General features: G+C 40.8%; 26 protein-coding genes and 4 tRNA genes. 16 read left to right on the plus strand and 14 right to left on the minus strand.

The annotated features are described in order from the left end of the window. Positions 1 to 79: 79 nt before the first annotated feature. The 3 genes from pyrE to dauA form a co-directional block, all read right to left on the minus strand. Complete coding sequence (pyrE, locus tag QP437_RS06725) at positions 80 to 721, minus strand: orotate phosphoribosyltransferase (protein WP_111316049.1); 642 nt, start codon at positions 719 to 721, stop codon at positions 80 to 82. 9 nt (positions 722 to 730) lie between these two features. Next, entirely contained in the window at positions 731 to 1,447 is a 717-nt protein-coding gene (gene rph / locus QP437_RS06730) for a ribonuclease PH (protein ID WP_049365314.1), read from the minus strand. A 62-nt stretch (positions 1,448 to 1,509) separates the two neighbouring features. Next, complete coding sequence (gene dauA / locus QP437_RS06735) at positions 1,510 to 3,252, minus strand: C4-dicarboxylic acid transporter DauA (RefSeq protein WP_285267367.1); 1,743 nt, start codon at positions 3,250 to 3,252, stop codon at positions 1,510 to 1,512. 124 nt (positions 3,253 to 3,376) lie between these two features. Between dauA and QP437_RS06740 the strand changes: the two genes are divergently transcribed. Further along, positions 3,377 to 3,466, plus strand: a tRNA-Ser gene (locus QP437_RS06740). A 156-nt stretch (positions 3,467 to 3,622) separates the two neighbouring features. Here the strand turns inward: QP437_RS06740 and QP437_RS06745 are convergent. Beyond that, positions 3,623 to 3,699, minus strand: a tRNA-Arg gene (locus QP437_RS06745). 52 nt (positions 3,700 to 3,751) lie between these two features. Continuing rightward, positions 3,752 to 3,828: transfer RNA gene (locus QP437_RS06750), tRNA-Pro, on the minus strand. A gap of 178 nt (positions 3,829 to 4,006) precedes the next feature. Here QP437_RS06750 and folD point away from each other — a divergent pair. After that, positions 4,007 to 4,864 (plus strand): bifunctional methylenetetrahydrofolate dehydrogenase/methenyltetrahydrofolate cyclohydrolase FolD, encoded by an 858-nt coding sequence (folD, locus tag QP437_RS06755; protein ID WP_285267368.1) that lies wholly within the window; start codon positions 4,007 to 4,009, stop codon positions 4,862 to 4,864. A gap of 42 nt (positions 4,865 to 4,906) precedes the next feature. Here folD and QP437_RS06760 read toward each other — a convergent pair whose 3' ends face one another. From QP437_RS06760 to rsmA, 4 genes are all read right to left on the minus strand, one after another. Next, positions 4,907 to 6,250 (minus strand): NAD(P)/FAD-dependent oxidoreductase, encoded by a 1,344-nt coding sequence (locus QP437_RS06760; protein WP_285267369.1) that lies wholly within the window; start codon positions 6,248 to 6,250, stop codon positions 4,907 to 4,909. A gap of 100 nt (positions 6,251 to 6,350) precedes the next feature. Continuing rightward, complete coding sequence (locus QP437_RS06765) at positions 6,351 to 6,974, minus strand: glucose-6-phosphate 1-dehydrogenase family protein (protein WP_204713496.1); 624 nt, start codon at positions 6,972 to 6,974, stop codon at positions 6,351 to 6,353. Positions 6,975 to 6,983: 9 nt separating this feature from the next. Next, positions 6,984 to 7,811, minus strand: coding sequence for a bis(5'-nucleosyl)-tetraphosphatase (symmetrical) ApaH (gene apaH, locus QP437_RS06770; RefSeq protein WP_285267370.1), 828 nt, complete (start codon positions 7,809 to 7,811; stop codon positions 6,984 to 6,986). A gap of 15 nt (positions 7,812 to 7,826) precedes the next feature. After that, positions 7,827 to 8,690, minus strand: coding sequence for a 16S rRNA (adenine(1518)-N(6)/adenine(1519)-N(6))-dimethyltransferase RsmA (gene rsmA / locus QP437_RS06775; protein ID WP_005630864.1), 864 nt, complete (start codon positions 8,688 to 8,690; stop codon positions 7,827 to 7,829). Positions 8,691 to 8,916: 226 nt separating this feature from the next. On the opposite strand from rsmA, the gene infA reads away from it, so the two are divergent. From infA to rplI, 5 genes are all read left to right on the plus strand, one after another. Beyond that, entirely contained in the window at positions 8,917 to 9,135 is a 219-nt protein-coding gene (gene infA, locus QP437_RS06780; RefSeq protein WP_005627617.1) for a translation initiation factor IF-1, read from the plus strand. 189 nt (positions 9,136 to 9,324) lie between these two features. Then, positions 9,325 to 9,702: a 30S ribosomal protein S6 gene (rpsF, locus tag QP437_RS06785; RefSeq protein ID WP_005627620.1), complete on the plus strand. Its 378-nt coding sequence runs from the start codon at positions 9,325 to 9,327 to the stop codon at positions 9,700 to 9,702. Then, positions 9,689 to 10,015 (plus strand): primosomal replication protein N, encoded by a 327-nt coding sequence (gene priB / locus QP437_RS06790; protein ID WP_285267371.1) that lies wholly within the window; start codon positions 9,689 to 9,691, stop codon positions 10,013 to 10,015. The genes rpsF and priB overlap by 14 nt, the downstream gene beginning before the upstream one ends. A gap of 11 nt (positions 10,016 to 10,026) precedes the next feature. Then, positions 10,027 to 10,257 (plus strand): 30S ribosomal protein S18, encoded by a 231-nt coding sequence (gene rpsR, locus QP437_RS06795; protein WP_005696867.1) that lies wholly within the window; start codon positions 10,027 to 10,029, stop codon positions 10,255 to 10,257. A gap of 14 nt (positions 10,258 to 10,271) precedes the next feature. Next, positions 10,272 to 10,721 (plus strand): 50S ribosomal protein L9, encoded by a 450-nt coding sequence (gene rplI / locus QP437_RS06800; RefSeq protein WP_014064775.1) that lies wholly within the window; start codon positions 10,272 to 10,274, stop codon positions 10,719 to 10,721. Positions 10,722 to 10,869: 148 nt separating this feature from the next. On the opposite strand, the gene frdD is transcribed toward rplI, so the two are convergent. Genes frdD through frdA form a run of 4 tightly spaced genes read right to left on the minus strand, consistent with a single transcriptional unit; the run spans position 10,870 to position 14,209 of the window. Continuing rightward, positions 10,870 to 11,214, minus strand: a complete 345-nt coding sequence (gene frdD, locus QP437_RS06805) for a fumarate reductase subunit FrdD (RefSeq protein WP_197547426.1) — start codon at positions 11,212 to 11,214, stop codon at positions 10,870 to 10,872. Between the two features lie 11 nt (positions 11,215 to 11,225). After that, positions 11,226 to 11,636 (minus strand): fumarate reductase subunit FrdC, encoded by a 411-nt coding sequence (gene frdC, locus QP437_RS06810; protein ID WP_285267372.1) that lies wholly within the window; start codon positions 11,634 to 11,636, stop codon positions 11,226 to 11,228. Between the two features lie 10 nt (positions 11,637 to 11,646). Continuing rightward, positions 11,647 to 12,417, minus strand: coding sequence for a succinate dehydrogenase/fumarate reductase iron-sulfur subunit (locus QP437_RS06815; protein ID WP_177989265.1), 771 nt, complete (start codon positions 12,415 to 12,417; stop codon positions 11,647 to 11,649). After that, on the minus strand, positions 12,410 to 14,209 hold the full coding sequence (gene frdA / locus QP437_RS06820) for a fumarate reductase (quinol) flavoprotein subunit (RefSeq protein WP_285267373.1): 1,800 nt from the start codon (positions 14,207 to 14,209) through the stop codon (positions 12,410 to 12,412). The genes QP437_RS06815 and frdA overlap by 8 nt, the downstream gene beginning before the upstream one ends. A 279-nt stretch (positions 14,210 to 14,488) precedes the next feature. Here frdA and epmA point away from each other — a divergent pair, with 279 nt between their 5' ends. The 3 genes from epmA (at position 14,489) to QP437_RS06835 (ending at position 18,347) form a co-directional block, all read left to right on the plus strand. Then, a complete protein-coding gene (epmA, locus tag QP437_RS06825) occupies positions 14,489 to 15,472 on the plus strand; it encodes an elongation factor P--(R)-beta-lysine ligase (protein WP_265470047.1) in 984 nt (327 codons plus the stop codon). A 231-nt stretch (positions 15,473 to 15,703) separates the two neighbouring features. Then, complete coding sequence (locus QP437_RS06830; RefSeq protein WP_285267374.1) at positions 15,704 to 16,942, plus strand: HAAAP family serine/threonine permease; 1,239 nt, start codon at positions 15,704 to 15,706, stop codon at positions 16,940 to 16,942. Positions 16,943 to 16,976: 34 nt separating this feature from the next. Continuing rightward, positions 16,977 to 18,347 carry an L-serine ammonia-lyase gene (locus QP437_RS06835; RefSeq protein ID WP_285267375.1) on the plus strand — a complete coding sequence of 457 codons (1,371 nt, stop codon included), beginning with the start codon at positions 16,977 to 16,979 and terminating at the stop codon, positions 18,345 to 18,347. Between the two features lie 45 nt (positions 18,348 to 18,392). Here QP437_RS06835 and QP437_RS06840 read toward each other — a convergent pair whose 3' ends face one another. Beyond that, positions 18,393 to 19,484, minus strand: coding sequence for a metallophosphoesterase (locus QP437_RS06840; protein WP_285267376.1), 1,092 nt, complete (start codon positions 19,482 to 19,484; stop codon positions 18,393 to 18,395). 135 nt (positions 19,485 to 19,619) lie between these two features. Between QP437_RS06840 and QP437_RS06845 the strand changes: the two genes are divergently transcribed. From QP437_RS06845 to QP437_RS06870, 6 genes are all read left to right on the plus strand, one after another. Next, positions 19,620 to 19,949 carry a YbaB/EbfC family nucleoid-associated protein gene (locus QP437_RS06845; RefSeq protein ID WP_005696839.1) on the plus strand — a complete coding sequence of 110 codons (330 nt, stop codon included), beginning with the start codon at positions 19,620 to 19,622 and terminating at the stop codon, positions 19,947 to 19,949. Between the two features lie 61 nt (positions 19,950 to 20,010). Further along, positions 20,011 to 20,613 (plus strand): recombination mediator RecR, encoded by a 603-nt coding sequence (gene recR, locus QP437_RS06850; protein WP_005696838.1) that lies wholly within the window; start codon positions 20,011 to 20,013, stop codon positions 20,611 to 20,613. A 4-nt stretch (positions 20,614 to 20,617) separates the two neighbouring features. After that, a complete protein-coding gene (locus QP437_RS06855; protein ID WP_285267377.1) occupies positions 20,618 to 22,561 on the plus strand; it encodes a DNA topoisomerase III in 1,944 nt (647 codons plus the stop codon). A gap of 116 nt (positions 22,562 to 22,677) precedes the next feature. Beyond that, entirely contained in the window at positions 22,678 to 23,025 is a 348-nt protein-coding gene (gene secG, locus QP437_RS06860; RefSeq protein ID WP_049367934.1) for a preprotein translocase subunit SecG, read from the plus strand. Positions 23,026 to 23,045: 20 nt separating this feature from the next. Continuing rightward, positions 23,046 to 23,131, plus strand: a tRNA-Leu gene (locus QP437_RS06865). Positions 23,132 to 23,258: 127 nt separating this feature from the next. Next, positions 23,259 to 24,680, plus strand: a complete 1,422-nt coding sequence (locus QP437_RS06870; RefSeq protein WP_285267378.1) for a sucrose-specific PTS transporter subunit IIBC — start codon at positions 23,259 to 23,261, stop codon at positions 24,678 to 24,680. Positions 24,681 to 24,753: the final 73 nt, after the last annotated feature.

The following is a 24,753-nucleotide window of genomic DNA, read 5'->3' on the forward strand; positions in this document are numbered from 1 at the left end:
GTCTTTTGACAATAATGGGTAGACGCAAATGTCTGCCCTTACATTAATATGGCTTTATTCTTATTTTTCAAGTGATAAATTACACACCATAACTTTCACGATAAGCACGCATTGCCGGCAAATATTGCTGATAATCGGCTTCATTTTCAATGAATTGCATTAAATCATCGAAATCAATAATGGAAAGCACTTTGCACTGGTAGTCGCGTTCCACTTCCTGAATGGCAGAAAGCTCGCCTTTGCCTTTTTCTTTGCGATTTAATGCAATAAAGACGGCGGATAATTTGGCATTATTGGCTTCAAGAAGCGCCATGGATTCACGAATAGCCGTGCCAGCAGTGATGACATCATCGACTAACAATGCATTGCCGGTTAATGGGCTACCGATCAAATTACCGCCTTCACCGTGATCTTTGGCTTCTTTGCGGTTAAAGCAAACCGGTGTATCACGGTTAAATTGATTGAATAGTGCAATGGAAACGCTCGTCGCAATCGGAATGCCTTTATAGGCAGGTCCAAAAATGACATCAAAATCGACCGCACTTGATTGAATTGCTTTCGCGTAGTATTCACCTAAGCGAGCAAGATCTGCGCCAGTACTAAATAATCCAGCATTGAAAAAATAAGGACTTTTTCGACCTGATTTTAGGGTAAATTCACCAAATTTGAGCACTTGGCGACTCAACGCGAATTTAATAAATTCGATTTTGTAGCTTTCCATTTTTTGTTCCTATAAACCTAATGCTTCACGTTGTGCAGCGAAGATTTGTTCGCAGCCTTGTTTTGCTAAGCCTAATAAGGTGAGTAATTCTTCGTGGCTAAATGGCTCACCTTCTGCAGTACCTTGTACTTCGATCATGCGGCCATCTTCCATCATCACAACGTTCATGTCTGTTTCGGCGGCTGAATCTTCCACATATTCCAAATCACATACAGCTTCACCTTCAACAATTCCAACCGAAATTGCCGCAACCAGACCTTTGATTGGGTTGGTTTTTAATGTGCCATTAGCGATTAAACCATTGATAGCATCACATAAAGCCACTGCTGCACCGGTGATAGAAGCAGTTCTTGTACCGCCATCCGCCTGAATTACATCGCAGTCTAAGGTAATAGAACGTTCGCCAAGGGCTTCTAAGTCAACCATTGCACGCAATGAACGTGCGATTAAGCGTTGAATTTCCATGGTGCGTCCACCTTGTTTGCCTTTTGCTGCTTCACGTTGCATACGGCTGTGTGTAGAGCGTGGCAACATGCCATATTCTGCTGTCACCCAACCTTGATTTTGTCCTTTTAAGAAACGCGGTACACTTTCATCAACACTCGCCGTACATAATACTTTGGTATCACCAAATTCCACTAATACTGAGCCTTCAGCATGTTTAGTATAATTACGGGTGATTTTAATTGGACGAGATTGATGATTTTCACGATTATTTGGACGCATTCTGAATTCCTTTATTTTTATTGATAAAAAAGCGTGCCTATTTTAGCACGCTTTTCACTGTTTTATGGATTTGCTTGTTCAAACTCACGAATTTTATTAAAGACATCTTGTAAATCTGAGCCGTAGTTGATTTTTTGCAATTCAGGAACAGAGTTTGATTTCACTAACATTCTCAGTGGTTGAAACTGCATATTGCACAAGTAGATTTGTTGATGTGGCAACATATGTTGTACAAAGTGAGTGAGTGCATGAATGCCCCCAGTATCAAGCACGGTCACGGCATCGCATTGCAATACAATATGCTTGATCTCGTGATCCGTATGTACGGTTTTATCATGCAAATCCGCAAAGAGTTTATCTGCCGCGGCAAAGAACAATGGGCCACTGATACGATAAGCTAACACATCATTCAGATCTTCTGGTGCAGTTTGCTCAATAGCTTTTGTCATTTCTGCAATGGTGCGAATAAATAAGAGGCTCGCCAATAATACGCCAACTGAGATGGCAATCACCATATCGAATAATACAGTGAGAATTAGGCAAGTGAACAACACCGCAATTTCATTTTGTGTGGAACGACGCGCCAAACGAATAATTTCAGGCACGTTCGTCATATGCCAAGCCACCATTAACAACAATGCGGCCATGGAAGAAAGTGGCAAGTAAGACAGGGCATTCGCAAAGAATAACAGTGAGAATAAGACTAAGAGTGCATGAACAACACTAGATATTGGTGATACCGCACCCGATTTCACATTAGCTGCTGAGCGCGCAATAGCTGCGGTTGCGGTAATCCCACCTAAGAATGGCGAAACAATATTACCTAAACCCTGAGCCAGCAGTTCATTATTGGAGCGATGTTTAGTGTCAGTCATATTATCTAAGATGACCGCACAGAGTAGTGACTCAATCGCACCTAATACGGCCATTGAAAAGGCTGCAGGTAAGAGAGTCTGTATGCGATCAAAATTCCAATTAATGATTTCCCCCTGCGCATTTGGAATATTCCAAGGTAAGGCAAATTCAGGTAAGACATTAGGAATGCCATTTCCCGTTGTGCCATCCGCTAAGGTGTAGTGGAATGCGGTACCAATAGTTTCAACCGAGAAACCAAATTGTCCTAAGGCTAACGCCATCAGTGTACCAATAATCACAGCAGGTAAATGACCAGGTACAGGTAAACGAAGTTTGTGCCATTGTGTGAGAACAAATAAGGTGACCACACCAACAGCGGTATCAGCCCAGCTAATCGTTGGAAGTGCAGTCAAAATAGCCTGTACTTTTTCAATATAGTGAGGTGGCATTTGGGCAATATCTAAACCTAAGAAATCTTTGATTTGCAATGTACCGATAGTAATGCCAATCCCGCAGGTAAAGCCAAGTGTAACGGGGAGAGGTATATACTCAATTAGTCGTCCTAATCGAGACAGCGCCATGATGACTAAAATAATCCCCGAGAGCAGCGTCGCCATAAGCAAACCACTGAGTCCAAATTGTTGGGTGACGGGATATAAAATCACGACAAATGCCGCGGTTGGTCCAGAAATATTAAAACGCGATCCACCAGTTAATGCAATCACAATACCCGCTACGATAGCCGTATAAAGACCATGTTGTGGTGGAACACCGCTGGCGATCGCTAAGGCCATGGAGAGGGGAATCGCAATGACTCCAACAGTGAGCCCCGCAATAATATCTTTAATCAATTTTTGTTTTCCGTAACCTTCACGGAAAGATTCTTTCAATGCGCTAAATGGTTTTACAGCCAGAAACACATTTTTAGAAAAGAGTGATTTGATTTGCATAAAAATACGACAATAAAAAGGAATAAGTTTACATTTTAGCTAAAAGGAACTGGATTTTTTATGTTCTAGCTCAAAAAACTTGACTAATCTTAGATAAATCTTTATATTTCACGCACTTCAAAACGGTGAGATGTCCGAGTGGTTGAAGGAGCACGCCTGGAAAGCGTGTATGTGCGAAAGTGCATCGGGGGTTCGAATCCCCCTCTCACCGCCATTCAAATATTTTCTTTTCTGAATTTAAAATCATCTTTTAAACTAATTTATTTTGAGATCTAGAATTTACGCTATTTGTTTGTACCAAATATGTGTTGAATTGATTATTTTCGCTAAAAAGCAAATTAGAAAAATAATGGTAGCTTGAGATGAGTTATGGCACGCCCTAAAGGATTCGAACCTTTGACCCACGCCTTAGAAGGGCGTTGCTCTATCCAGCTGAGCTAAGGGCGCATTTCAAGGGTTACATCTTTTGTATGGAATTTCGAGGGAAATATAAAAGAAGTGGTCGGCGAGATAGGATTTGAACCTACGACCCACTGGTCCCAAACCAGTTGCGCTACCAAGCTGCGCTACTCGCCGACGATTGAGCACAATTATAGTGAGCTTTTCTTTTCAGTCAATTAATTTTTTAGATTCCTCTTTCAACTGCTCAAAATTATTCCAGTTTTTTTAACCGCTCTTTTGTTGTCTTTGTAAAATAAGGCGTAGTCAGTTAAAATAGCAAACGTTTACTTAATGTCACCTTGAGGAAAAATGCATGACCGCCCAAATTATTTCAGGTACTGAACTATCAAAAAAAATTAAATCTGATGTTGCCAGTAAAATTGAACATTATCGTGCTCAAGGTAAACGTGCGCCAGGGCTGGCTGTAATTTTGGTGGGGGCGGACCCCGCTTCTCAAGTCTATGTGGGCAGTAAGCGAAAAAGTTGTGAGGAAATCGGGATGATTTCAAAATCCTATGATTTACCTGAAACTACGACAGAAGCGGAACTACTACAGCTGATAGATCAATTAAATGCCGATGAAACCATTGATGGTATTCTCGTCCAGCTTCCATTGCCTGAACAAATTAATAGCACATCAGTGATTGAGCGTATTAGCCCTGAAAAAGATGTGGATGGTTTCCACCCTTATAATGTGGGGCGTTTATGCCAACGTATCCCAACTTTACGTGCTTGCACCCCTTATGGCGTGATGAAATTATTAGAAACTACAGGCATTGATTTACACGGTAAACATGCCGTGATCGTTGGAGCTTCAAATATTGTAGGACGCCCGATGTCGCTTGAATTATTACTGGCAGGCGCTACTGTTACGGTAACGCACCGTTTTACCAAAGATTTAGAGCATCATATTCGTCAGGCGGATGTTTTAGTGGTGGCTGTGGGTAAACCTCGTTTTATTCCGGGCGATTGGATTAAAGAAGGGGTAATAGTCATTGATGTAGGGATTAACCGTATCAATGGCAAATTAGTGGGCGATGTGGAATATAATGTGGCGATACAAAAAGCGGCTTATATTACGCCAGTACCGGGTGGAGTAGGGCCAATGACAGTTGCCATGCTGATGTTTAATACTCTTTATGCTTATGAGCATAACAATCAATTAGTTTAAGGAATGAAAAAAGTGCGGTTAAATTTGACCGCACTTTTTGTCTTAATGTAATTTTAATCTTGGTTTTAAATAGTGGTTAAGTTTATCCACTAAAATAATCAAGCCAATCTTAATACATCCATGCAAAGCATGTTGATGCATACGATATAAAGACACATACGCAAACTGTGCAAATTTACCTTGAACAGTCAGTGGATTTTTCCCAAATTTATTTGAAATGCTCCCCAATGCGGTAAAACTTGAAAGAGAAACCAAGGTTCCTTTATCGTTGTATTTGAATGCTTTTAATGCTTTTAATGGTTTTTGCTCAAAAAGTGCAAAGATATTTTTTGCACAAGCTTTTGCCATTTGGTGTGCCGCTTGCGCTCTTGGTGGGACTAGTTTACCGTTTGGTTGCATTAATGCCGCACAGTCACCAATGGCAAAAATACTGTCATCCACCGTAGTTTGAAGGGTATCTTTTACCACTAATTGATTGATACGGTTAAGCTCTAATCCATCGAATTGCTGTGTCACCGTTGAGGTGCGAACACCCGCCGCCCACACAATAAGATCAGCTTTGATTTCTTCTCCATCTTTGGTGATAAGAGTATTTGGTTGGGCTTCCGTGATCATCGTATTTAATTTCACGTTTGCACCCATTTCTTGCAATTCATCTAATACCGCTGCAGATAAATTTTCGGGTAGAGCAGGCAGTAATCGAGGACCCGCTTCAACTAAAGTGACTTGTAAGCAAGAATTATCGATTTTGCCGTAACCGTAAGAAGATAAGTCTTCAGTCGCATGATAAAGCTCTGCGGTTAATTCCACACCAGTAGCACCACCGCCAACAATCGCAATGTTGACTTTGCTTTCATCCACTAATTTTTGTTTAAATTCTTCTTCACCAATATCATCTAATACACGGTTTTCAGAGAATTTAAGGAATAATTCCAACATTCTTTGTTGGAAGCGAAGTGCTTGATCAGAGCTGTCTAAGAAAATACAGTTATCAGCCACGCCTTTTGTATTGAAATCATTCGATTTACTACCGATCGCAATCACTAAGTAATCATAAGGAATACGACGTGCAACCACGAGCATATCGCCTTCTTGCCCATAAACGGGGGCAAGTTCGACATATTTCTGTTCACGATTGATGCGCGTGATCGAACCTTGTTCAAAGCTAAAATGGTGGTTTTTCCCGTGTGCACGATAGCTCAGAGAATCCGTGCCATCATCCATCACGCCCGTTGCAATTTCATGTAATAAGGGTTTCCACAAGTGGGTCGCATTGCGATCCACAAGCGTCACTTTAGCCTGTTTTTTGCGACCTAATTTATCGCCTAAAAATGTCGCTAACTCTATACCGCCGGCGCCACCGCCAACGATCACGACGTTTTTCATAAAGTACTCCTAAAAGCAAAATTGTTAAAAATGTTAAACTAATGTAATGATAGCATAACAAATAAACAAGACGAAAAAATTTAATGGAAATGACCGCACTTTATTGATGGCAGCGATCGTAAAGCGGTTGTAACTGTTGAATGGTTTTTGTGATAAATGAAACGGGATCGATTTTATGAAGTTCAGCTTTTTCAATGCTTTTCCCAATGCACCAAAAATCCTCATCTGAACGCAAGAGAAGATCTTTTTCAGAAATGTCCTTCACTTGGCGAAAATCATCATATTCGCTTTCATCTTCTCGCCAAATATCAAAATCAGCAAATTGTTTGAAATCAAATTGATCAAGCCACTGATTATATTGTTGCACATTAATTTGTGAGCGATCTGCACGATAGCAATGCCAATCTAAACACACTCTTAGTCGGCGACGATTTAATAGCACAGAAAAGATTGCCGCAGAATTTTGATTAAACTCGTATTTAAAATAAGCGAAGAAATGTGCTCGAACCTGCCAGCCATTGGTCCAACTTTCAATATGCGGTTTCGCAAAAGGCATGCCAAGTTGCTTTGCCACTTCTTGAATAATCGCTTTCCAGTTATCCCAATGTAATTTGTAATCCGTTTTAATCGCCGGAATATCTTCCGGACAGAATTTCTTCATTTGAGCGAATTGATAGAAAGGAATATTGAACAGTTCACAAGATTCAGCCGTAAGCGAGAGCATAGCGTTTCCTTAAAAATCACTGTAATTTTTGACTGCACTTTGTGTGAAGAACTGTTTGTCTTCCCAGCGCAACATAGTCATTCGATTATTCCATACACAACCGGTATCCAAGGCATAGATACCTTTTGGAGTTGGCTCATCGACTAAACTTGCCCAATGCCCAAAGACAATGGGAATTTGTTTATAAAGTGGATTATCTAAATTAAACCAAGGCGTGAGCTCCGCTGGTGCATCTTTTAAAGGGGATTTACAAGCAAAATCAAAGCGATGGTCCAAATAGCAAAAACGCATTCTAGTGAAAGCATTAATAATGTAACGATGACGCGCTAAGCCCTGCAAATCTGGTGACCAGCGATCAGGCTGTTCAGAATACATATTTTCAATGAGATAATGAAAGTCACCGTGTTGTAAAATCTGTTCAACTTCAGCCGCACAAGATTTCGCTGTTTTCAAATCCCAATCAGGCGAAATGCCTGCATGCGCCATTAGGAAGTTTAACTTTTCATTATGCACAAGTAATGGTTGATGGCGTAACCAATGAATCAGTTCATCAAAATCGGGTGCATTAAAAATAGCATCGACATGATCACGAGGTTTCACTTTTTTAATACCCAGTGCGGTCGCAATTAAGTGTAAATCATGATTGCCCAGCACTGTCTGTGCTGCATTGCCAAGGGATTTAACAAAACGAAGACATTCAAGTGACTTATCCCCACGCGCTACAAGATCCCCCACAAGATAAAGTTTATCTTGCGTAGGATTGAAATCTACACGTTCTAATAAAAGCTGTAATTCATCATAACAGCCTTGCAAATCACCGACGAAATAGGTTGCCATTTTTGACCGCTCTTTTTACTCTTCTGAATCTAAGATTTCATCTTTATTAATATCAGCTGGAGGATTATCCGCTAACCAGTTTGCTAAACGCGCATAATCTGCGATAGCCAAATTTTCTGCACGTGCATTTAAATCAATACCAAGTGCGGTCAGATTTTCAGGTGAAAATAGTGTTGAAAGTGCATTGCGTAATGTTTTTCGACGTTGATTAAACGCTTGGGAGCAAACACGGTTCAACCAATATAAATCTTTCACTGGGTGTGGCAATTCTTTATGCGGAATTAAACGCACAACGGCTGAATCCACTTTCGGTGCTGGTTTAAATGCAGAAGGTGGCACTTCAAGTACAGGCATCACTTGGCAGAAGTATTGAGCCATAATGGTTAAACGTCCGTAAGCTTTGCTATTTGGTCCTGCACATAAGCGTTTCACCACTTCTTTTTGCAGCATGAAGTGCATATCTTGAATCACATCATGATACTTAAACAAGTGGAACATTAATGGAGTGGAAATGTTGTAAGGTAAGTTACCAAATACACGTAATTTCTGCCCTTTTTCTGCTAAATTTTCTTTTGTATAAAGCTCACCAAAATCAAATTGCATTGCATCCGTTTCAATAACGGTGAGCTTTTGATGTAAAAATGGATGATGACGTAAACGTTCTGCAAGGTCTCGGTCAAGCTCTACCACAGTCAGATGATCAACAAGCTCACCAACCGGCTCTGTTAATGCGCCAAGTCCCGGACCAATTTCCACTAGGAATTGATTGGGTTGTGGGTAAATCGCCGCCACGATACCTTGAATGACAGAAGTATCATGTAAAAAGTTTTGACCAAAGCGTTTACGCGCTGTATGGCCTAAGTGTTTTTTTGAATTCATAAGTACTATTTAATAAGAAAAGTGCGGTTATTATAGAGCCTGTATTTCTTTTGTAAATCATTCCTAAGTCTTGATACAACGTACAAATTGGTGAAAAAAGTGATTTTTTTCTGTTCAATTTTATTTTAATCTTTCGTCTAACGCCAAAAACGGCTATAATCCGCCCGTTTTTCATTTATAACCCGCAAAAAGTGCGGTCAAAAAAATTATTATTTTAGAGGATAAAATGGCAAAAGAAGATTGCATTGAAATGCAAGGCACAATTTTGGAAACCTTACCAAATACCATGTTCCGCGTTGAGTTAGAAAATGGTCACGTAGTGACTGCACATATTTCTGGCAAAATGCGTAAAAACTATATTCGTATCTTAACGGGCGATAAAGTAACAGTAGAAATGACACCTTACGACTTGAGCAAAGGTCGTATCATTTTCCGTAGCCGTTAATTTAGAAATAAAAGAAAAGCCGATATGTTGATATCGGCTTTTTTTGTTTGAAAAGCGTACAAATTATTTGAAGTCTAGAAAAAAATCTGTATAATCAGCGCCCTTAGCCACGTTCATTTTTTCGTTCCTTGCCTTTGCAGATTGGTGGCTAATCTACGTCAAAGGCTGATTAACCCGTAAGGAGCAGTAATGCGTCACTACGAAATCGTGTTTATGGTTCATCCGGACCAAAGCGAGCAAGTACCAGGTATGATCGAACGTTACACAGGTTCTGTTAAAGAAGCTGGTGGTCAAGTTCATCGCCTAGAAGATTGGGGTCGTCGTCAATTAGCGTACCCAATTAACAAATTACACAAAGCACACTATGTGCTTATGAATGTAGAAGCGCCTCAACAAGTCATCGACGAGCTAGAAACGACTTTCCGTTATAACGATGCTGTATTACGCAGTCTTGTTATCCATACTAAGCACGCCGTAACCGAAGCGTCCCCAATGAAAGCGGCTAAAGAAGAACGTAAACCTTTAGCTGAAGTTGAAAACAACGATTTTGAGGATGCTGAAGAGTAATTCAAAACTTGATAATCGCTTCTCGTTAATCGGCACAGTGTGTCAATTACCCAAGCGAAGCAAAAGCCCTAACGGGATTGCGCATTGCCAGTTTTGGCTGGAACATCGTTCCGAACAAGTCGAAAGTGGTTTATCACGCCAAGCGTGCTTAAAGATGCCAGTTCAAGTCAGTGGCAATCAGTTAATAGAAAAAACTCAAAGCATTACGGTCGGCAGTAAACTTCTTGTGGTGGGGTTTATTACTTCACATAAAACCTCAAATGGTTTAACGCAGTTAGTATTGCATGCCGAGCAAATCGAATTTATAGATTAGGAGACAGCCAAATGGCACGTTATTTCCGTCGTCGTAAGTTCTGCCGTTTCACAGCGGAAAATGTTGTTGAAATCGATTACAAAGATATCGCTACATTAAAGAACTACATTTCTGAAAGCGGCAAAATTGTACCAAGCCGCATTACCGGTACTCGTGCGAAGTACCAACGCCAATTAGCACGCGCAATCAAACGCGCTCGTTATTTAGCGTTATTACCTTACTCTGATTCTCATCACAATTAAGAAGGAGTTAGGAAATGCAAGTAATTCTTTTAGATAAAATCGTTCACCTAGGCAACGTAGGTGATCAAGTTAATGTTAAATCTGGTTTCGCTCGTAACTTCTTAATCCCACAAGGTAAAGCAGTTATGGCAACTAAAGCTAACATTGAACACTTTGAAGCACGTCGTGCAGAGTTAGAAGCAGCGGCAGCAGCAAGTCTTGCAGCAGCTCAAGCTCGCGCAGCACAAGTGACTGCGTTAGGTTCTGTCACTATCGCATCTAAAGCAGGTGATGAAGGTCGTTTATTCGGCGCAATCACTACTCGTGATGTAGCAGAAGCAGTAACTGCAGCTGGTGTTGAAATTGCGAAAAGCGAAGTTCGTTTACCAAATGGTCCAATCCGTACTCTTGGTGACCACGATGTTCGTTTCCAACTTCACGGCGAAGTATTTGCAACATTAGATGTTATCGTTGTTGCAGAATAATTATCAAAGTTTTTGATAAAAGAAAACCCGACGTTATGTCGGGTTTTTTGTTTTTCTGGATTAAGAAAATATTTTAGTGATTCTTTGAGAATAAAAAAGTGCGGTCATTTTTGACCGCACTTTTACTTATCAATTTAGTATTTTTAAATTATAAACCTAATACGGCAAATAACACCCAAACAGTGTAAATAGTTGCGAGGCCGTAGAAGATAAATCCGCCTGCTGGCACGTGGATTTTAAGATCGTGCATCGCGTGATGGATACGGTGTAAGCCACACCACATTGGGAAAATTGTTAAAACTAAAATAATTAATTTTCCGATCCAAGAATAAGCGAATGTAATTAAGTTATGTGGATCAATTAATCCGAATGGTAACAATAAACCAAGGATTAAGATTACCACAGGGAAGAAAATCGCACTGACAGTCCCGCCAGCACCAAACATCAACCATACTGGTGGTTCACCAGAGCGTTTTGGATTTTGTTCGACCATTTTTTCTCTCCCTACATATAAACTAAAATTAATGCGACAACACTAATCACAGCTGTAACTGCCCAAAGTGCATTTCTTAACACGTGATGTGGTAAACGCTCATTTTTAACAATGATGTTCATCACTTTTGGTGTCATCACAAAATAAGTTGCAGTGTGATATAAAGTCGCAATTAATGTGATGATATTTAAGAACACCACAATTGGATTTCTTAAGAAGCTAATGAAATCAATAATGCCTAGACCTGGAACAGGATTGCTTGCAAGGCAAAGTACGCCATAAAGCAATACGATACAGAACCATACAGCAAAGATAGAGGTCGCTTCACGCACCATATAAGCTTTGTAGAAATCCAATTTTTGCCACCAAGTAGCCGTCATTGGGCGAACATATTTTTTACGTTTACTTACTGTTACTGACATATTCTTCCCCTTAGCCTTTTGGTTTTAGCATTGAGATAACATAATCTTTGGCGCTTTCAATTTTGCCTTGGTTGATAGCAGAAGCCGGATCCACATGTTTTGGACATACCTCAGAACAATAACCAACGAAAGTACAGCTCCAAACACCGTTTTTACCATTTAATAATGGCATACGTTGTGCTTTACCATGGTCACGGTTATCAAGGTTGTAACGGTGTGCCATTGTAATTGCAGCTGGGCCAATAAATTCAGGATTTAAACCAAATTGCGGACAAGCGGCATAGCATAAACCACAGTTGATACACATTGAGAATTGACGATATTTTTCAAGCTGTGCCGGAGTCTGTTTAGTACGGCTTACTTGCAATTCTTTCGATGGATGTGGTTTACCATCTAATGCTGGTGCTTCATTACCAATAATATAAGGTTTAATTGCCTCTAAACTTTCGATAAAGTGGCTTAAATCAACCACTAAGTCGCGTTCAATAGGGAAGTTTGCTAATGGTTCAATACGCATGTGGCCGCTGTAATCACGTAAGAACGTTTTACAAGCCAATTTTGGTTTGTTATTGACCATCATTCCACAAGAACCGCAGATTGCCATACGGCAAGACCAACGATAAGAAAGAGACGGTTCAAGTTTATCTTTAATGTAACCTAACGCATCTAAAAGAGAGGTTTGGTTATCATAAGGTACTTGATAAGAGCTTAAATGTGGCTCTTGATCGTTTTCTGGGTTGTAGCGTAATACTTCTACAGTCATTACCGGTGAATTAGCCATTTGCTTGCTCCTTAGCTTTCGCAGCCGCTTCTGCCGCTTCTGCTTCAGCACCATAAACACGTTTTGCTGGTTGAGATTTAGTGATTTTCACCGGACTGTATTCAATACGCGGTGCATCATCGCCATTGTAGTAAGCAAGGGTGTGTTTTAAATAATTCACATCATCACGTTCAGTGTAGTCTAAGCGTTGGTGTGCACCACGAGACTCTTTACGTTCAATTGCAGAGTTGGCAATAGATTGTGCCACATCAAGGATGTAACCTAATTCTACGGTGTAAAGCACATCGGTATTGAATACGCTTGAACGGTCTGCAACACGAATACGTTTATAACGTTCTTTAAGCTCAGCAATTTTATCTACTGCTTTTTGCATGCTTTCTTGGTCACGGTAGATACCACAACCTTCTTCCATTACGGTACCCATTTCATCACGGATTTCAGACCAAGATTCGTTACCTTCTTGGTTATAAAGGGCTTCAAGGCGGGCCACAACATCTTGAGCTTGTGCATCAACAGCTGCACGGTTTGCTGGTTGTGCTTCTGCTGCACGTTGTGCGGCATATTCACCTGCAACACGACCTAAAACCACTAATTCTGCAAGCGAGTTAGAACCTAAACGGTTTGCACCATGTAAGCCAGAAGACGCACATTCACCCACAGCAAATAAACCTTTAATGCGAGTTTCACTGTTGTAATCCACTTCAATACCACCCATGGTGTAGTGAACAACTGGGCGAACTGGAATTGGTTCATTAACTGGGTTTACACCTTCATAAGCACTTGCTAATTCACAAATGAATGGAAGACGTTCATGTAAATATTTTTCCCCTAAGTGACGTAAGTCAAGGTGAACCACATCGACACCTTTTGCAGTTTTTAAGGTGTTGCCTTTTTTCCATTCTTGCCAGAATGCTTGTGAAACTTTATCACGCGGACCCAGTTCCATATATTTGTTTTCAGGTTTGCCGATTGGGGTTTCAGGGCCTAGACCATAATCTTGTAAATAACGGTAGCCGTTTTTATTCACTAAGATACCGCCTTCACCACGACAACCTTCAGTCATCAAGATACCGGTGTTCGGTAAGCCGGTTGGATGGTATTGGACGAATTCCATATCACGAAGAGGAACACCGTGACGATATGCCATTGATAAACCATCACCGGTTACGATACCGCCGTTGGTGTTGAATTTAAATGCACGACAGCCACCACCAGTTGCAATTACAACCGCATTTGCGTTGATTTGAACAAGTGAGCCTTCCATCATATTCATCGCCACCATACCGCGAGCATGGCCATCATCAACTAAGATATCTAAAACGAAGTGCTCGTCAAAACGTTGAATTTGAGGATATTGAATGGATGTTTGGAAAAGAGTATGTAATAAGTGGAAACCGGTTTTGTCTGCCGCGAACCAAGTACGTTCGATTTTCATCCCACCGAAACGACGCACGTTCACATCGCCATCTGCCTTACGGCTCCAAGGACAGCCCCAACGTTCAAGTTGAGTCATTTCCACTGGAGAATGTTCAACAAAGTATTCCACTACATCTTGTTCACATAACCAGTCACCACCGGCAACGGTATCGTGGAAGTGTTTATCGTAGGAATCTTCCTCTTTAATTACTGCGGCCGCACCACCTTCTGCTGCAACCGTATGGCTACGCATAGGATAAACCTTAGAAACTAATGCGATCTTTAAGTTAGGGTTTGCTTCTGCTGCTGCAATTGCTGCACGTAAACCGCCGCCACCGGCACCAACAATAGCAATATCGACATTAACCGTTTGCACGATATCCTCCAATCATATAGAAAGTAAAAAAATAAAACGCCCTAAATTAATGGGGGCTTGTGGTAATTCTGCCACTTTTGTTTACAAATTAGTAACTTTTTTTCCCGAATAAAGGGATAAAATATCAAAAGTGTGATCTAACTCAAAAAAGTTAATTTTTTATATATTTATAGATGATAACCGTTTGCGTTTAAGAATGATTTAGTCGGATTATTGAGTTAAAAATCAGTCTTGTTTACAATAGCCTAATTCATTTTAAAGGTGAAAACGGAGAAAAAAATGACCGCACTTAGCGATGAAAAAACACAATGGCAACCTTCCGCCTCAATTAAAAACTTATTGGCGCGAGCCAAAATCATTGCGGATATTCGTCAGTTCTTTACTGAACGTGGATTATTAGAAGTGGAAACCCCAGTTTTAAGTGAATTTGGCGTGACGGATCTTCACCTTTCAACTTTTAGTACAGAATTTATCGCGCCTTTTGATGAGCTGTCGAAAACGCTGTGGCTTTCTACCAGCCCGGAATATCACATGAAACGTTTATTAGCGGCAGGCAGTGGACCGATTTTTCAAATTGGCAAAGTGTTTCGTAATGAAGAAGCGGGCAATCGCCATAATCCAGAATTTACCATGCTTGAATGGTATCGACCGCACTTTGATATGTACCGCCTAATGAATGAAGTGGATGATTTGCTGCAACAGATCCTTGATTGTAAACCGGCAGAAACCTTAAGTTATCAATTCGTCTTCCAAGAATATGTAGGATTAGATCCATTATCAGCGACTCGTCAAGAATTAGTAGAGGCAGCGCGCAAGCACAACTTTATGGCAGATGAAGATGAAGATCGTGATACTTTACTACAATTTTTATTTAGTGAAGTGGTAGAACCTAAAATCGGACAAGAGGCACCTGTTGCCGTTTATCATTTCCCTTCTTCCCAAGCAGCGCTCGCACAACTTAGCCCAGAAGATAGCCGAGTGGCAGAACGTTTTGAGTTCTATTATAAAGGCTTAGAGTTAGCCAACGGGTTCCATGAGCTCACCGATGCGCGTGAACAGCAACATCGCTTTGAGCAAGACAACCGCCTACGTGAAAAAGCTGGCTTGCCACAACGTGAAATTGATCATCGTTTACTGGCCGCATTACAAGCGGGGATTCCGAATACATCAGGCGTAGCTTTAGGTGTTGATCGTCTCATTATGATTGCATTAGGCGCTGAAAGTATTAAAGAAGTGATTTCATTTTCGGTGGAATGTGCCTAAGTTTATATAGCGTGTTTTGCACGCTTTTACCTAAAAATGATTATAACGTGTGCCGCACTTTTTTGATCTAGATAAATTTTTATGTAAAAAGCTTATATAAAACTGTTAGCTAGATCACATTTTCTTATGTTGTACTTTGTACCCAATTTAAAACCTTATCATAATGCCGTCACTAGCTTAATGAACACTCATTAAATAAATAATTTTATGATTAACTTTAGAGGGTAATATATGAGCACTACAACTAATAAAAAATGGAATAAATTTGATACCGCTTGGGTATTAAATTTATTTGGAACCGCTGTGGGTGCAGGGGTACTATTTTTACCAATCAATGCAGGGATGGGGGGCTTTTGGCCATTGGTGGTTATGGCTCTTTTGGTTGGCCCTATGACGTACTTTGCACACCGTGGTTTGGCTTATTTCGTTTTATCTTCATCTAAACCAGGTAGTGATATTACTGAAGTGGTGGAAGAGCATTTCGGTCCAACAGCAGGAAAATTAATTACTTTATTATATTTCTTCGCGATCTTCCCAATTTTATTGATTTATGGAAACGGAATTACGAATACCGTCGATTCTTTCATCGTTAATCAATTAGGCATGGCTTCACCAAATCGTGTCATTCTTTCTTTTGTATTGATTGCGATATTGATTTCGGTAATGTTATTCAGTGAAAAAGTAATGTTGAAAATCACTGAATTATTAGTTTATCCATTGGTATTGATTCTCTTTGCATTATCAATCTATCTCATTCCTCAATGGAATGCATCAATGCTTTATGAGCTTCCTACAGCGAGTGGTTTTGTGACGACATTGTGGTTAACTATTCCAGTGTTGGTATTCTCTTTTAACCACTCTCCGGCAATTTCTTCTTTCACGCTTTCTCAACAACGTGAATATAAAGATTTTGATACAACGGAATATCACATAGGTCATACAGAAAAAGGCACTTCAACTGTATTACTTTTCTTCGTGATGTTCTTTGTGTTTAGCTGTGTATTAACCTTAACACCAGCAGAGTTATTAGAGGCAAAAGCACAAAATATCAGTATCTTGTCTTATCTTGCGAACAAATTTGATAATCCATACATTTCTTATTTTGCACCATTAGTGGCTTTCTTAGCGATTACGAGTTCATTCTTTGGCCATTATTTAGGGGCTCGTGAAGGTTTAGAAGGTTTATACCTCAAAATGAAAGGTGAAAGTGTAAATCGTAAAAAATTAAATTACGGTACCGCAGTATTCTTCTTACTCACGTTATGGGGTGTAGCAATTATTAACCCAAGTATTTTAGGCTTAATTGAATCGCTTGGCGGCCCAATTATTGCGATGATCCTTTTCATTATGCCAATGTATGCTATCCGCAATGTTCCAGCGATGAAACGCTATCAAGGTCGTTTCAGCAATGTATTTGTTACCGTAATGGGATTAATTGCTATCTCTGCAGTTGTATATGGATTATTATAAGCGGCTTTTTAGTTTAGCTTAGGATTGAAATAATATGATTAGTGTATTTGATATGTTTAAAGTGGGGGTTGGGCCATCCAGCTCCCACACTGTCGGCCCAATGAAAGCAGGCAAGCAGTTTATTGACGATTTAATCGAACAAGGTAAATTTGATTCGGTCGCGACCTTGCATGTGGATGTGTATGGCTCTCTCTCAATGACAGGGCTTGGTCATAATACCGATATTGCGATCATCATGGGATTAGCCGGTTATCTACCGCACGATGTAGACATTGATTTAATCCCAACCTTTATCGACCAGGTTAAACAAACCAAAAAACTGTCGATTGCACAGGGTAAAAAAACGGTTAATTTCGATTGGGATGCCAATATGGTATTCCATAATTCCTTTTTATCATTGCATGAAAACGGCATGACAATTACAGCATTAGATGCTGAGCGTAATGTGCTTTACCGTCAAACCTATTATTCTATTGGTGGTGGTTTTATCGTAGATGAAGCGCATTTTGGTCAAGAGGAAGATAACCCTGTGGCCGTGCCGTATCCTTATCAATATGCTGAAGACATTTTGAATCATTGTCAGGAAAATGGCTTAATGCTTTCTACGGTGATGATGAGAAATGAGTTAGCATTACGTGATAAAAAAGAGGTTGAAGCACATTTACATAATATCTGGAAAACCATGAAAGATTGTATTGAGCATGGTGTCAATACAGAAGGCGTGTTACCAGGCCCATTAAAAGTGGTGCGTCGTGCACCGTCACTTTATCGTCTCTTGCAAGCCAATAGTAATCGTCTTGCAAATGATCCAATGCATGTTATCGACTGGGTGAATATGTTTGCCCTCGCGGTAAATGAAGAGAATGCTGCAGGTGGACGTGTCGTGACCGCACCAACAAATGGTGCTTGTGGTATTGTGCCAGCTGTACTTTCTTATTACGAAAAATTCGTAGGCCCTTTAACACAAGATGTGATTGAGCGCTACTTATTGGCTGCAGGTATGATTGGTTCACTTTATAAGATGAACGCCTCTATTTCTGGTGCTGAAGTTGGTTGCCAAGGTGAAGTGGGTGTAGCATGCTCAATGGCTGCAGCGGGTTTAACCGAAATCTTAGGTGGTACGCCGGTACAAGTGTGCATTGCAGCTGAAATTGCGATGGAACATAATCTGGGCTTAACTTGCGACCCTGTTGGTGGTCAAGTGCAAGTACCTTGTATCGAACGTAATGCCATTGCTTCAGTGAAAGCGATTAACGCTAGCCGTATGGCATTACGCCGAACCACGAATCCTCGCGTAACCTTAGATAAGGTGATCGAAACCATGTATGAAACAGGTAAAGACATGAATGCTAAATACCGTGAAACATCGAAAGGTGGCTTAGCGGTGAAAGTGGTGTGCTCTTAAGATTTCATTGATAATAAAAGAGCGGTCATTTTTGACCGCTCTTTTTTATTTTCCTTTCACATCAATAATCATTACTTCTGATTGAGATCCTAAGCGCATTGGAATGCCCCAGAAGCCATAACCCGAAGTGACAAAAACATGTGGATTGCCAATTTTTTCATAGCCATAATCCAAACGATACATCATTTTTGTGATTATACTGGCGGGGAATATTTGCCCTTTATGCGCATGCCCTGAAACTTGAATATCAAGCGGGAGTGAAGCGTGTTTTTCAATATCCGTTGGACGGTGATCTAAGAGAATAATCGGTAAGTCAGTATTCACTTGTTTTAATAACGGCTCAGTATTTGGTCTATCGTGAGCAAGATTGTCATTTCGTCCAATTAGTACCAATTCATTATTTAACGTTAATGTTTCATCTCTTAACACGGTGATACCTGCTTTGCGAATTTCTTGATCAATTCGCTCTTGGTCTCCAAATAAATCGTGATTGCCAAGTGTGGCATAAACGCCCATTGGAGCCTTGAGTTTAGCTAAATGAGGTTGCATTTTTTCCGCTAAATAGGCATTAACGTTATCGTCCATAATATCGCCAGGCAGTAAAATGATATCGACCTTTTCCTGCTGCATAATATCAGCCAGTTTATCCAATTCTTTCCCGCCAAATAATTTACCTAAATGGAGATCGCTTGCCATGCCAATTCGCAATGGTTTAATGGGCTTATCTAGCGTGATTTCATAATGAATAACACGGGTAACATAGGCGTTATACACACTTAAAGTAATGATGCCAATAAATAAAACGGGGTAAGCAATGCGTAAAGTGCGGTCGATTTTGGTGATGGATTTAGATTTTCGGAAAAGAAAATGAATACCTCCGACGGCAATACTCGCAAAGGCTGAAAAAAGAAGCAGCGCGAGCACTAAAGCAATAAGTCGAAATGCCGTAAAAAGCTTTAAAAAATGACAAATAACTAAGACATTAGGAAGCAAAAAACTGGTAAAAGTGATAGTTTGTCTTGCCTTTTGGGAGAGTGGTTTGTTCAGCCACCAAATCAGTGTTTTATTAAAAATATAAATCAGCAGTTGTAACAAAATAATAGCTGCCGTAAATATAAAGTAATAACGAGTTTCCATTAGCAATTCCTAAATAAAAGAGCGGTCATTTTTAACCAAGTTTTGAAGTGTGGAATAATAAATTTCTCTGTTCCCAAAGGCAAATTTTTTCGCTAAAATGCGGCTCGTTTTAGTTAATTTAAGAAGGAAAATCCAATGTTTGGAAAAGGCGGTTTAGGCGGCTTGATGAAACAAGCCCAACAAATGCAAGAAAAAATGCAAAAAATGCAGGAAGAAATTGCCCAATTAGAAGTAACAGGCGAAAGCGGTGCGGGTTTAGTAAAAATCACAATTAATGGTGCGCATAACTGTCGTCGTATTGAGATCGATCCTTCTTTAATGGAAGACGACAAAGAAATGTTGGAAGATTTAATTGCTGCAGCATTCAACGATGCAGTCCGTCGTGCAGAAGAATTGCAAAAAGAAAAAATGGCTTCTGTGACCGCAGGCATGCCATTACCTCCTGGAATGAAACTTCCATTTTAATTCATTGGGTGTGTGAATTTACACGTTCACACACCATTCATTTTCTCCCATCATAAATATTATGCAAAGCAGTCCACTTTTAGAACATCTTATTGAAAACCTTCGTTGCTTGCCGGGTGTTGGCCCGAAATCAGCGCAGCGCATGGCTTATCATCTTTTACAGCGCAATCGTAGCGGAGGGATGAATTTAGCACGAGCATTAACGGAAGCGATGTCTAAAATTGGGCATTGTTCTCAGTGTCGTGATTTTACCGAAGAGGAAACGTGCAATATTTGTAACAATCCTCGCCGTCAAAATTCAGGTTTGCTTTGCGTGGTGGAAATGCCGGCGGATATTCAGGCTATTGAGCAAACAGGCCAGTTTTCTGGACGTTATTTTGTCTTAATGGGGCACTTATCGCCTTTAGATGGTATTGGTCCAAAAGAAATTGGTTTAGATTTATTGCAAAAACGTCTGGTAGAAGAATCTTTCCACGAAGTGATTTTAGCCACGAACCCAACGGTAGAAGGCGACGCCACAGCTAATTATATTGCTGAAATTTGCCATCAACATAATATTAAAGTAAGCCGTATTGCTCACGGGATCCCTGTCGGTGGGGAATTAGAAACCGTGGACGGCACTACTTTAACCCACTCTTTCTTAGGTCGTCGTCAGATCGACTAATTTTATGCGCCTGTTTATTGCCGAGAAACCCAGTCTTGGGCGAGCCATTGCCGATGTATTGCCAAAACCTCATCAACGGGGTGATGGTTTTATTAAATGCGGCAATGATGATGTTGTGACTTGGTGCGTGGGGCATTTGCTCGAACAGGCAGAGCCGGATGCCTACGATCCTAAATTCAAACAATGGCGTTTAGAACATTTACCCATCATTCCTGAAAAGTGGATTCTGTTACCGCGAAAAGAAGTCAAAAAACAACTTTCTGTGGTGGAAAAACTCATTTATCAAGCCGATGTTTTAGTTAACGCAGGCGACCCGGATAGAGAAGGTCAGTTGCTGGTGGATGAAGTATTCAGCTATGCCAATTTATCAGCCGAAAAACGTGATGGCATTTTGCGTTGTCTGATTAGTGATCTTAACCCAAGTGCGGTGGAAAAAGCCGTACAAAAACTCCAACCGAATCGTCATTTTATTCCATTAGCCACCTCTGCACTGGCGCGAGCTCGTGCCGATTGGCTTTATGGCATTAATATGACCCGCGCTTATACCATTCGCGGTCGACAAGCGGGTTATGATGGCGTGCTTTCTGTTGGGCGAGTACAAACTCCCGTATTAGGTTTGATTGTTCGCCGTGATTTGGAAATTGAACATTTCCAACCCAAAGATTTCTATGAAGTGTTGGCATGGGTGAAAGAAGAAAAAACGTCTGAAAATCCGACCGCACTTTTTTCTGCACTTTGGCAACCAAGTAAGGCTTGTGAAGATTACCAAGATGAAGATGGTCGTGTGCTGTCTTTAGGCTTAGCCGAAAATGTGGTGAAGCGCATTACGGAACAACCTGCCGAAGTGACCGAATATGTGGATAAGCGAGAAAAAGAAACAGCGCCTTTGCCTTATTCCTTGTCAGCATTGCAGATTGATGCGGCAAAACGTTTTGGCATGTCAGCGCAAAGCGTGCTGGATACTTGTCAGCGGTTATATGAAACCCATCGTTTGATTACCTATCCGCGTTCTGATTGTCGCTATTTGCCAGAAGAGCATTTTGCTGAACGACATAAAGTGATGAATGCGATTTCACAGCATTGTCAGACTTATCAAACCCTGCCATCGGTGGTGGATAGCGAGCAGCGTAATCGTTGTTGGAATGATAAAAAAGTGGAAGCGCACCATGCGATTATTCCGACGGCTAACACACGCTCGATAAATCTAAGCATTGATGAGCAGCGTATTTATGAACTAATTGCACGCCAGTATTTATTGCAATTCTGTCCCGATGCGGAATATCGTAAAAGCAAAATTACCTTAAGTATTGCGGGCGGTATTTTTGTGGCGCAAGAGCGCAACTTGCAAACCGCAGGTTGGAAAGAGTTACTTGGTAAAGAAGACGAAGATGAAAATCAAGAGCCGTTATTGCCGATCGTGAAAAAAGGGCAGATTCTGTATTGCGAAAGAGGCGAAGTGGTGAGTAAAAAAACGCAACCGCCAAAACCTTTTACTGATGCGACGTTGCTTTCCGCCATGACGGGGATTGCGCGTTTTGTGCAAGATAAAGAATTGAAAAAAATTCTGCGTGAAACAGATGGGCTTGGCACAGAAGCCACCCGTGCAGGTATTATTGAATTGTTGTTTAAACGCGGTTTTTTAACGAAAAAAGGACGCAATATTCACAGCACAGAAACGGGGCGGATCCTGATTTCTGCTTTACCTGATATTGCTACACAACCTGATATGACGGCACATTGGGAAGCACAATTAACGGATATCAGTCAAAAACAGGCGAGTTATCAGCAATTTATGTTTACACTTAATCAAATGCTGCCGGATTTAGTGCGTTTTGTTGATTTCACTGCATTACGTCGTTTAAGTCAGATTTCAAAAGGTTTAAGCACACCAGCAACGAAACGAAAAAGAGCGGTCAAAAAATCGGAAGATTTAAACGCTGAAAATTGATTAAACTTAATACAATTAAGTAAAAAAAATGGGAAAGCGCTTGCGAAAAGCGTGAATTTTATATAACATTTGCTCCCAGTTTTCTTGCGAAATCGCAATTTAGAGAAGAAAGAATAATGTACAATATTTTATTATTTGTTTATGTATTAATTTGTATCGCCTTAATCGGCTTTATCCTTATTCAACAAGGTAAAGGCGCGAACGCAGGTGCGTCATTTGGCGGCGGTGCATCAGGTACGATGTTTGGTTCTGCTGGTGCAGGTAACTTTTTAACTCGTACCAGTGCAATCTTAGCAACTGGCTTTTTTGTGATTGCTTTAGTGTTAGGTAACATTAACTCTCACCGTGGCAACGTACAAAAAGGTTCGTTTGACGATTTATCTCAAACTGCTGAACAAGTTCAACAACAGCAACAACAAGTTGCTCCAGCAGTTGAAAACAAAAATAATGACATCCCGCAATAAGGAATAAAAACAGAATAAACGCTCTGGTGGTGGAATTGGTAGACACGCTATCTTGAGGGGGTAGTGGCCGCAGGCCGTGCGAGTTCAAGTCTCGCTCAGAGCACCAACTATAAACCGACTTAATCAAGTCGGTTTTTTTTCGGCTAAAATTTGTTTAGACCGCTAGTTATTATCCCCCGTTTTAGTTACAATCGGTCAATTTCTTTTTTTTAGAAACCCATTAGGAGAGCACTATGAACTTCCCTCAAATCGCCCAACAAGTAATTGATAAACTTGGCGGTAAAGACAACATCGTCACCGCAGCACATTGCGCAACGCGTTTACGTATTGTGTTAAACGATGAAAGCAAAGTGGACAAAGAAGGTATTGATAACATTGAAGGCGTGAAAGGGCAGTTTGCTGTCGCTGGTCAATATCAAATTATCTTCGGTTCTGGCACAGTGAATAAAGTCCATGCTGAACTTACCAAATTGCTTGGTATCGGCGATGTGAGCAAAGCCGAAGTGGCAGAAGCGGCGTCAGGCAATCAAAACTTATTGCAACGTTTGGTGAAAGGCTTAGCAGATATTTTCGTGCCAATAATTCCAGCAATCGTAGCAGGCGGTTTGTTAATGGGTATTCACTCCATGCTTACAGCGAAAGGTTTCTTCGTTGATGAATTAAGCGTGATTGATATGCACCCTGGTCTTGCGGATTTGGTGGACTTCATTAATACCATCGCGAATGCACCATTTGTATTCTTACCGGTATTACTTGGTTTCTCTGCCACCCGTAAATTCGGCGGTAACCCATTCTTAGGGGCAGCGCTTGGGATGTTGTTGGTTCACCCTGCATTAGCAGACGGTTGGAACTACGCATTAACCCTTGCTCAAGGCAAAATCCAATACTGGAATGTATTCGGTCTTGAAATTGAAAAAGTCGGCTATCAAGGTACGGTTATCCCAACATTAGTTTCTGCTTGGGTATTAGCAACCTTAGAAAAAACCTTCCGTAAGTTTGTGCCTTCTTACTTAGATAACCTCATTACCCCATTATTCTCGCTCTTTATTGCAGGCTTCTTAGCGTTTACCGTAATTGGTCCAATCGGTCGTGAAGCGGGTTCATTAATTGCATCAGGTTTAACTTGGTTATATGACACCTTAGGTTTCGTGGGCGGCGCAATCTTCGGGGCATTCTATGCACCTATCGTTATCACCGGTATGCATCAAACCTTTATTGCGGTTGAAACACAATTATTGGCTGAAATGGCAAATACAGGTGGTACCTTTATTTTCCCTATCGCGGCAATGTCAAACATAGCACAAGGTGCGGCCTGTTTAGGTGTGGCAGTGGCATTAAAAGATCCAAAAGTACGCGGTTTAGCGGTGCCATCGGGTATCTCTGCATTATTAGGGATTACTGAACCGGCGATGTTCGGGGTGAACTTACGCTATCGTCAAGCTTTCTTTGCGGCGATGATTGGTTCAGGCCTTGCAAGTGCCTTTATCGCATTCTTTAATGTAAAAGCCATTGCATTAGGCGCAGCAGGCTTCTTAGGTATCCCATCGATCAAACCAGATAGCCTTGCGATGTACAGCATTGGTATGTTGATTTCATTTGTGGTGGCATTCACACTTTCAGTCGTTTTCGTGAAACGCGCACAAGCAAAAGCATAATTGAAATAAAAAAGAAAAAGCACGAGTTTAAGCTCGTGCTTTTTTGTTTTGGAAAACGCGTCTAAAAATGACC

It is taken from the genome of Haemophilus sp. UMB1048 (assembly GCF_030218125.1).
Classification (GTDB): Bacteria; Pseudomonadota; Gammaproteobacteria; order Enterobacterales; family Pasteurellaceae; genus Haemophilus_D.

Excerpts from the sequence above, each read along its gene's own strand:
- pyrE (WP_111316049.1), bottom strand. The coding sequence starts at position 721 with ATGGAAAGCTACAAAATCGAATTTATTAAATTCGCGTTGAGTCGCCAA.
- rph (WP_049365314.1), bottom strand. The coding sequence starts at position 1,447 with ATGCGTCCAAATAATCGTGAAAATCATCAATCTCGTCCAATTAAAATC.
- dauA (WP_285267367.1), bottom strand. The coding sequence starts at position 3,252 with ATGCAAATCAAATCACTCTTTTCTAAAAATGTGTTTCTGGCTGTAAAA.
- folD (WP_285267368.1), top strand. The coding sequence starts at position 4,007 with ATGACCGCCCAAATTATTTCAGGTACTGAACTATCAAAAAAAATTAAA.
- QP437_RS06760 (WP_285267369.1), bottom strand. The coding sequence starts at position 6,250 with ATGAAAAACGTCGTGATCGTTGGCGGTGGCGCCGGCGGTATAGAGTTA.
- QP437_RS06765 (WP_204713496.1), bottom strand. The coding sequence starts at position 6,974 with ATGCTCTCGCTTACGGCTGAATCTTGTGAACTGTTCAATATTCCTTTC.
- apaH (WP_285267370.1), bottom strand. The coding sequence starts at position 7,811 with ATGGCAACCTATTTCGTCGGTGATTTGCAAGGCTGTTATGATGAATTA.
- rsmA (WP_005630864.1), bottom strand. The coding sequence starts at position 8,690 with ATGAATTCAAAAAAACACTTAGGCCATACAGCGCGTAAACGCTTTGGT.
- infA (WP_005627617.1), top strand. The coding sequence starts at position 8,917 with ATGGCAAAAGAAGATTGCATTGAAATGCAAGGCACAATTTTGGAAACC.
- rpsF (WP_005627620.1), top strand. The coding sequence starts at position 9,325 with ATGCGTCACTACGAAATCGTGTTTATGGTTCATCCGGACCAAAGCGAG.
- priB (WP_285267371.1), top strand. The coding sequence starts at position 9,689 with ATGCTGAAGAGTAATTCAAAACTTGATAATCGCTTCTCGTTAATCGGC.
- rpsR (WP_005696867.1), top strand. The coding sequence starts at position 10,027 with ATGGCACGTTATTTCCGTCGTCGTAAGTTCTGCCGTTTCACAGCGGAA.
- rplI (WP_014064775.1), top strand. The coding sequence starts at position 10,272 with ATGCAAGTAATTCTTTTAGATAAAATCGTTCACCTAGGCAACGTAGGT.
- frdD (WP_197547426.1), bottom strand. The coding sequence starts at position 11,214 with ATGGTCGAACAAAATCCAAAACGCTCTGGTGAACCACCAGTATGGTTG.
- frdC (WP_285267372.1), bottom strand. The coding sequence starts at position 11,636 with ATGTCAGTAACAGTAAGTAAACGTAAAAAATATGTTCGCCCAATGACG.
- QP437_RS06815 (WP_177989265.1), bottom strand. The coding sequence starts at position 12,417 with ATGGCTAATTCACCGGTAATGACTGTAGAAGTATTACGCTACAACCCA.
- epmA (WP_265470047.1), top strand. The coding sequence starts at position 14,489 with ATGACCGCACTTAGCGATGAAAAAACACAATGGCAACCTTCCGCCTCA.
- QP437_RS06830 (WP_285267374.1), top strand. The coding sequence starts at position 15,704 with ATGAGCACTACAACTAATAAAAAATGGAATAAATTTGATACCGCTTGG.
- QP437_RS06835 (WP_285267375.1), top strand. The coding sequence starts at position 16,977 with ATGATTAGTGTATTTGATATGTTTAAAGTGGGGGTTGGGCCATCCAGC.
- QP437_RS06840 (WP_285267376.1), bottom strand. The coding sequence starts at position 19,484 with ATGGAAACTCGTTATTACTTTATATTTACGGCAGCTATTATTTTGTTA.
- QP437_RS06845 (WP_005696839.1), top strand. The coding sequence starts at position 19,620 with ATGTTTGGAAAAGGCGGTTTAGGCGGCTTGATGAAACAAGCCCAACAA.
- recR (WP_005696838.1), top strand. The coding sequence starts at position 20,011 with ATGCAAAGCAGTCCACTTTTAGAACATCTTATTGAAAACCTTCGTTGC.
- QP437_RS06855 (WP_285267377.1), top strand. The coding sequence starts at position 20,618 with ATGCGCCTGTTTATTGCCGAGAAACCCAGTCTTGGGCGAGCCATTGCC.
- secG (WP_049367934.1), top strand. The coding sequence starts at position 22,678 with ATGTACAATATTTTATTATTTGTTTATGTATTAATTTGTATCGCCTTA.
- QP437_RS06870 (WP_285267378.1), top strand. The coding sequence starts at position 23,259 with ATGAACTTCCCTCAAATCGCCCAACAAGTAATTGATAAACTTGGCGGT.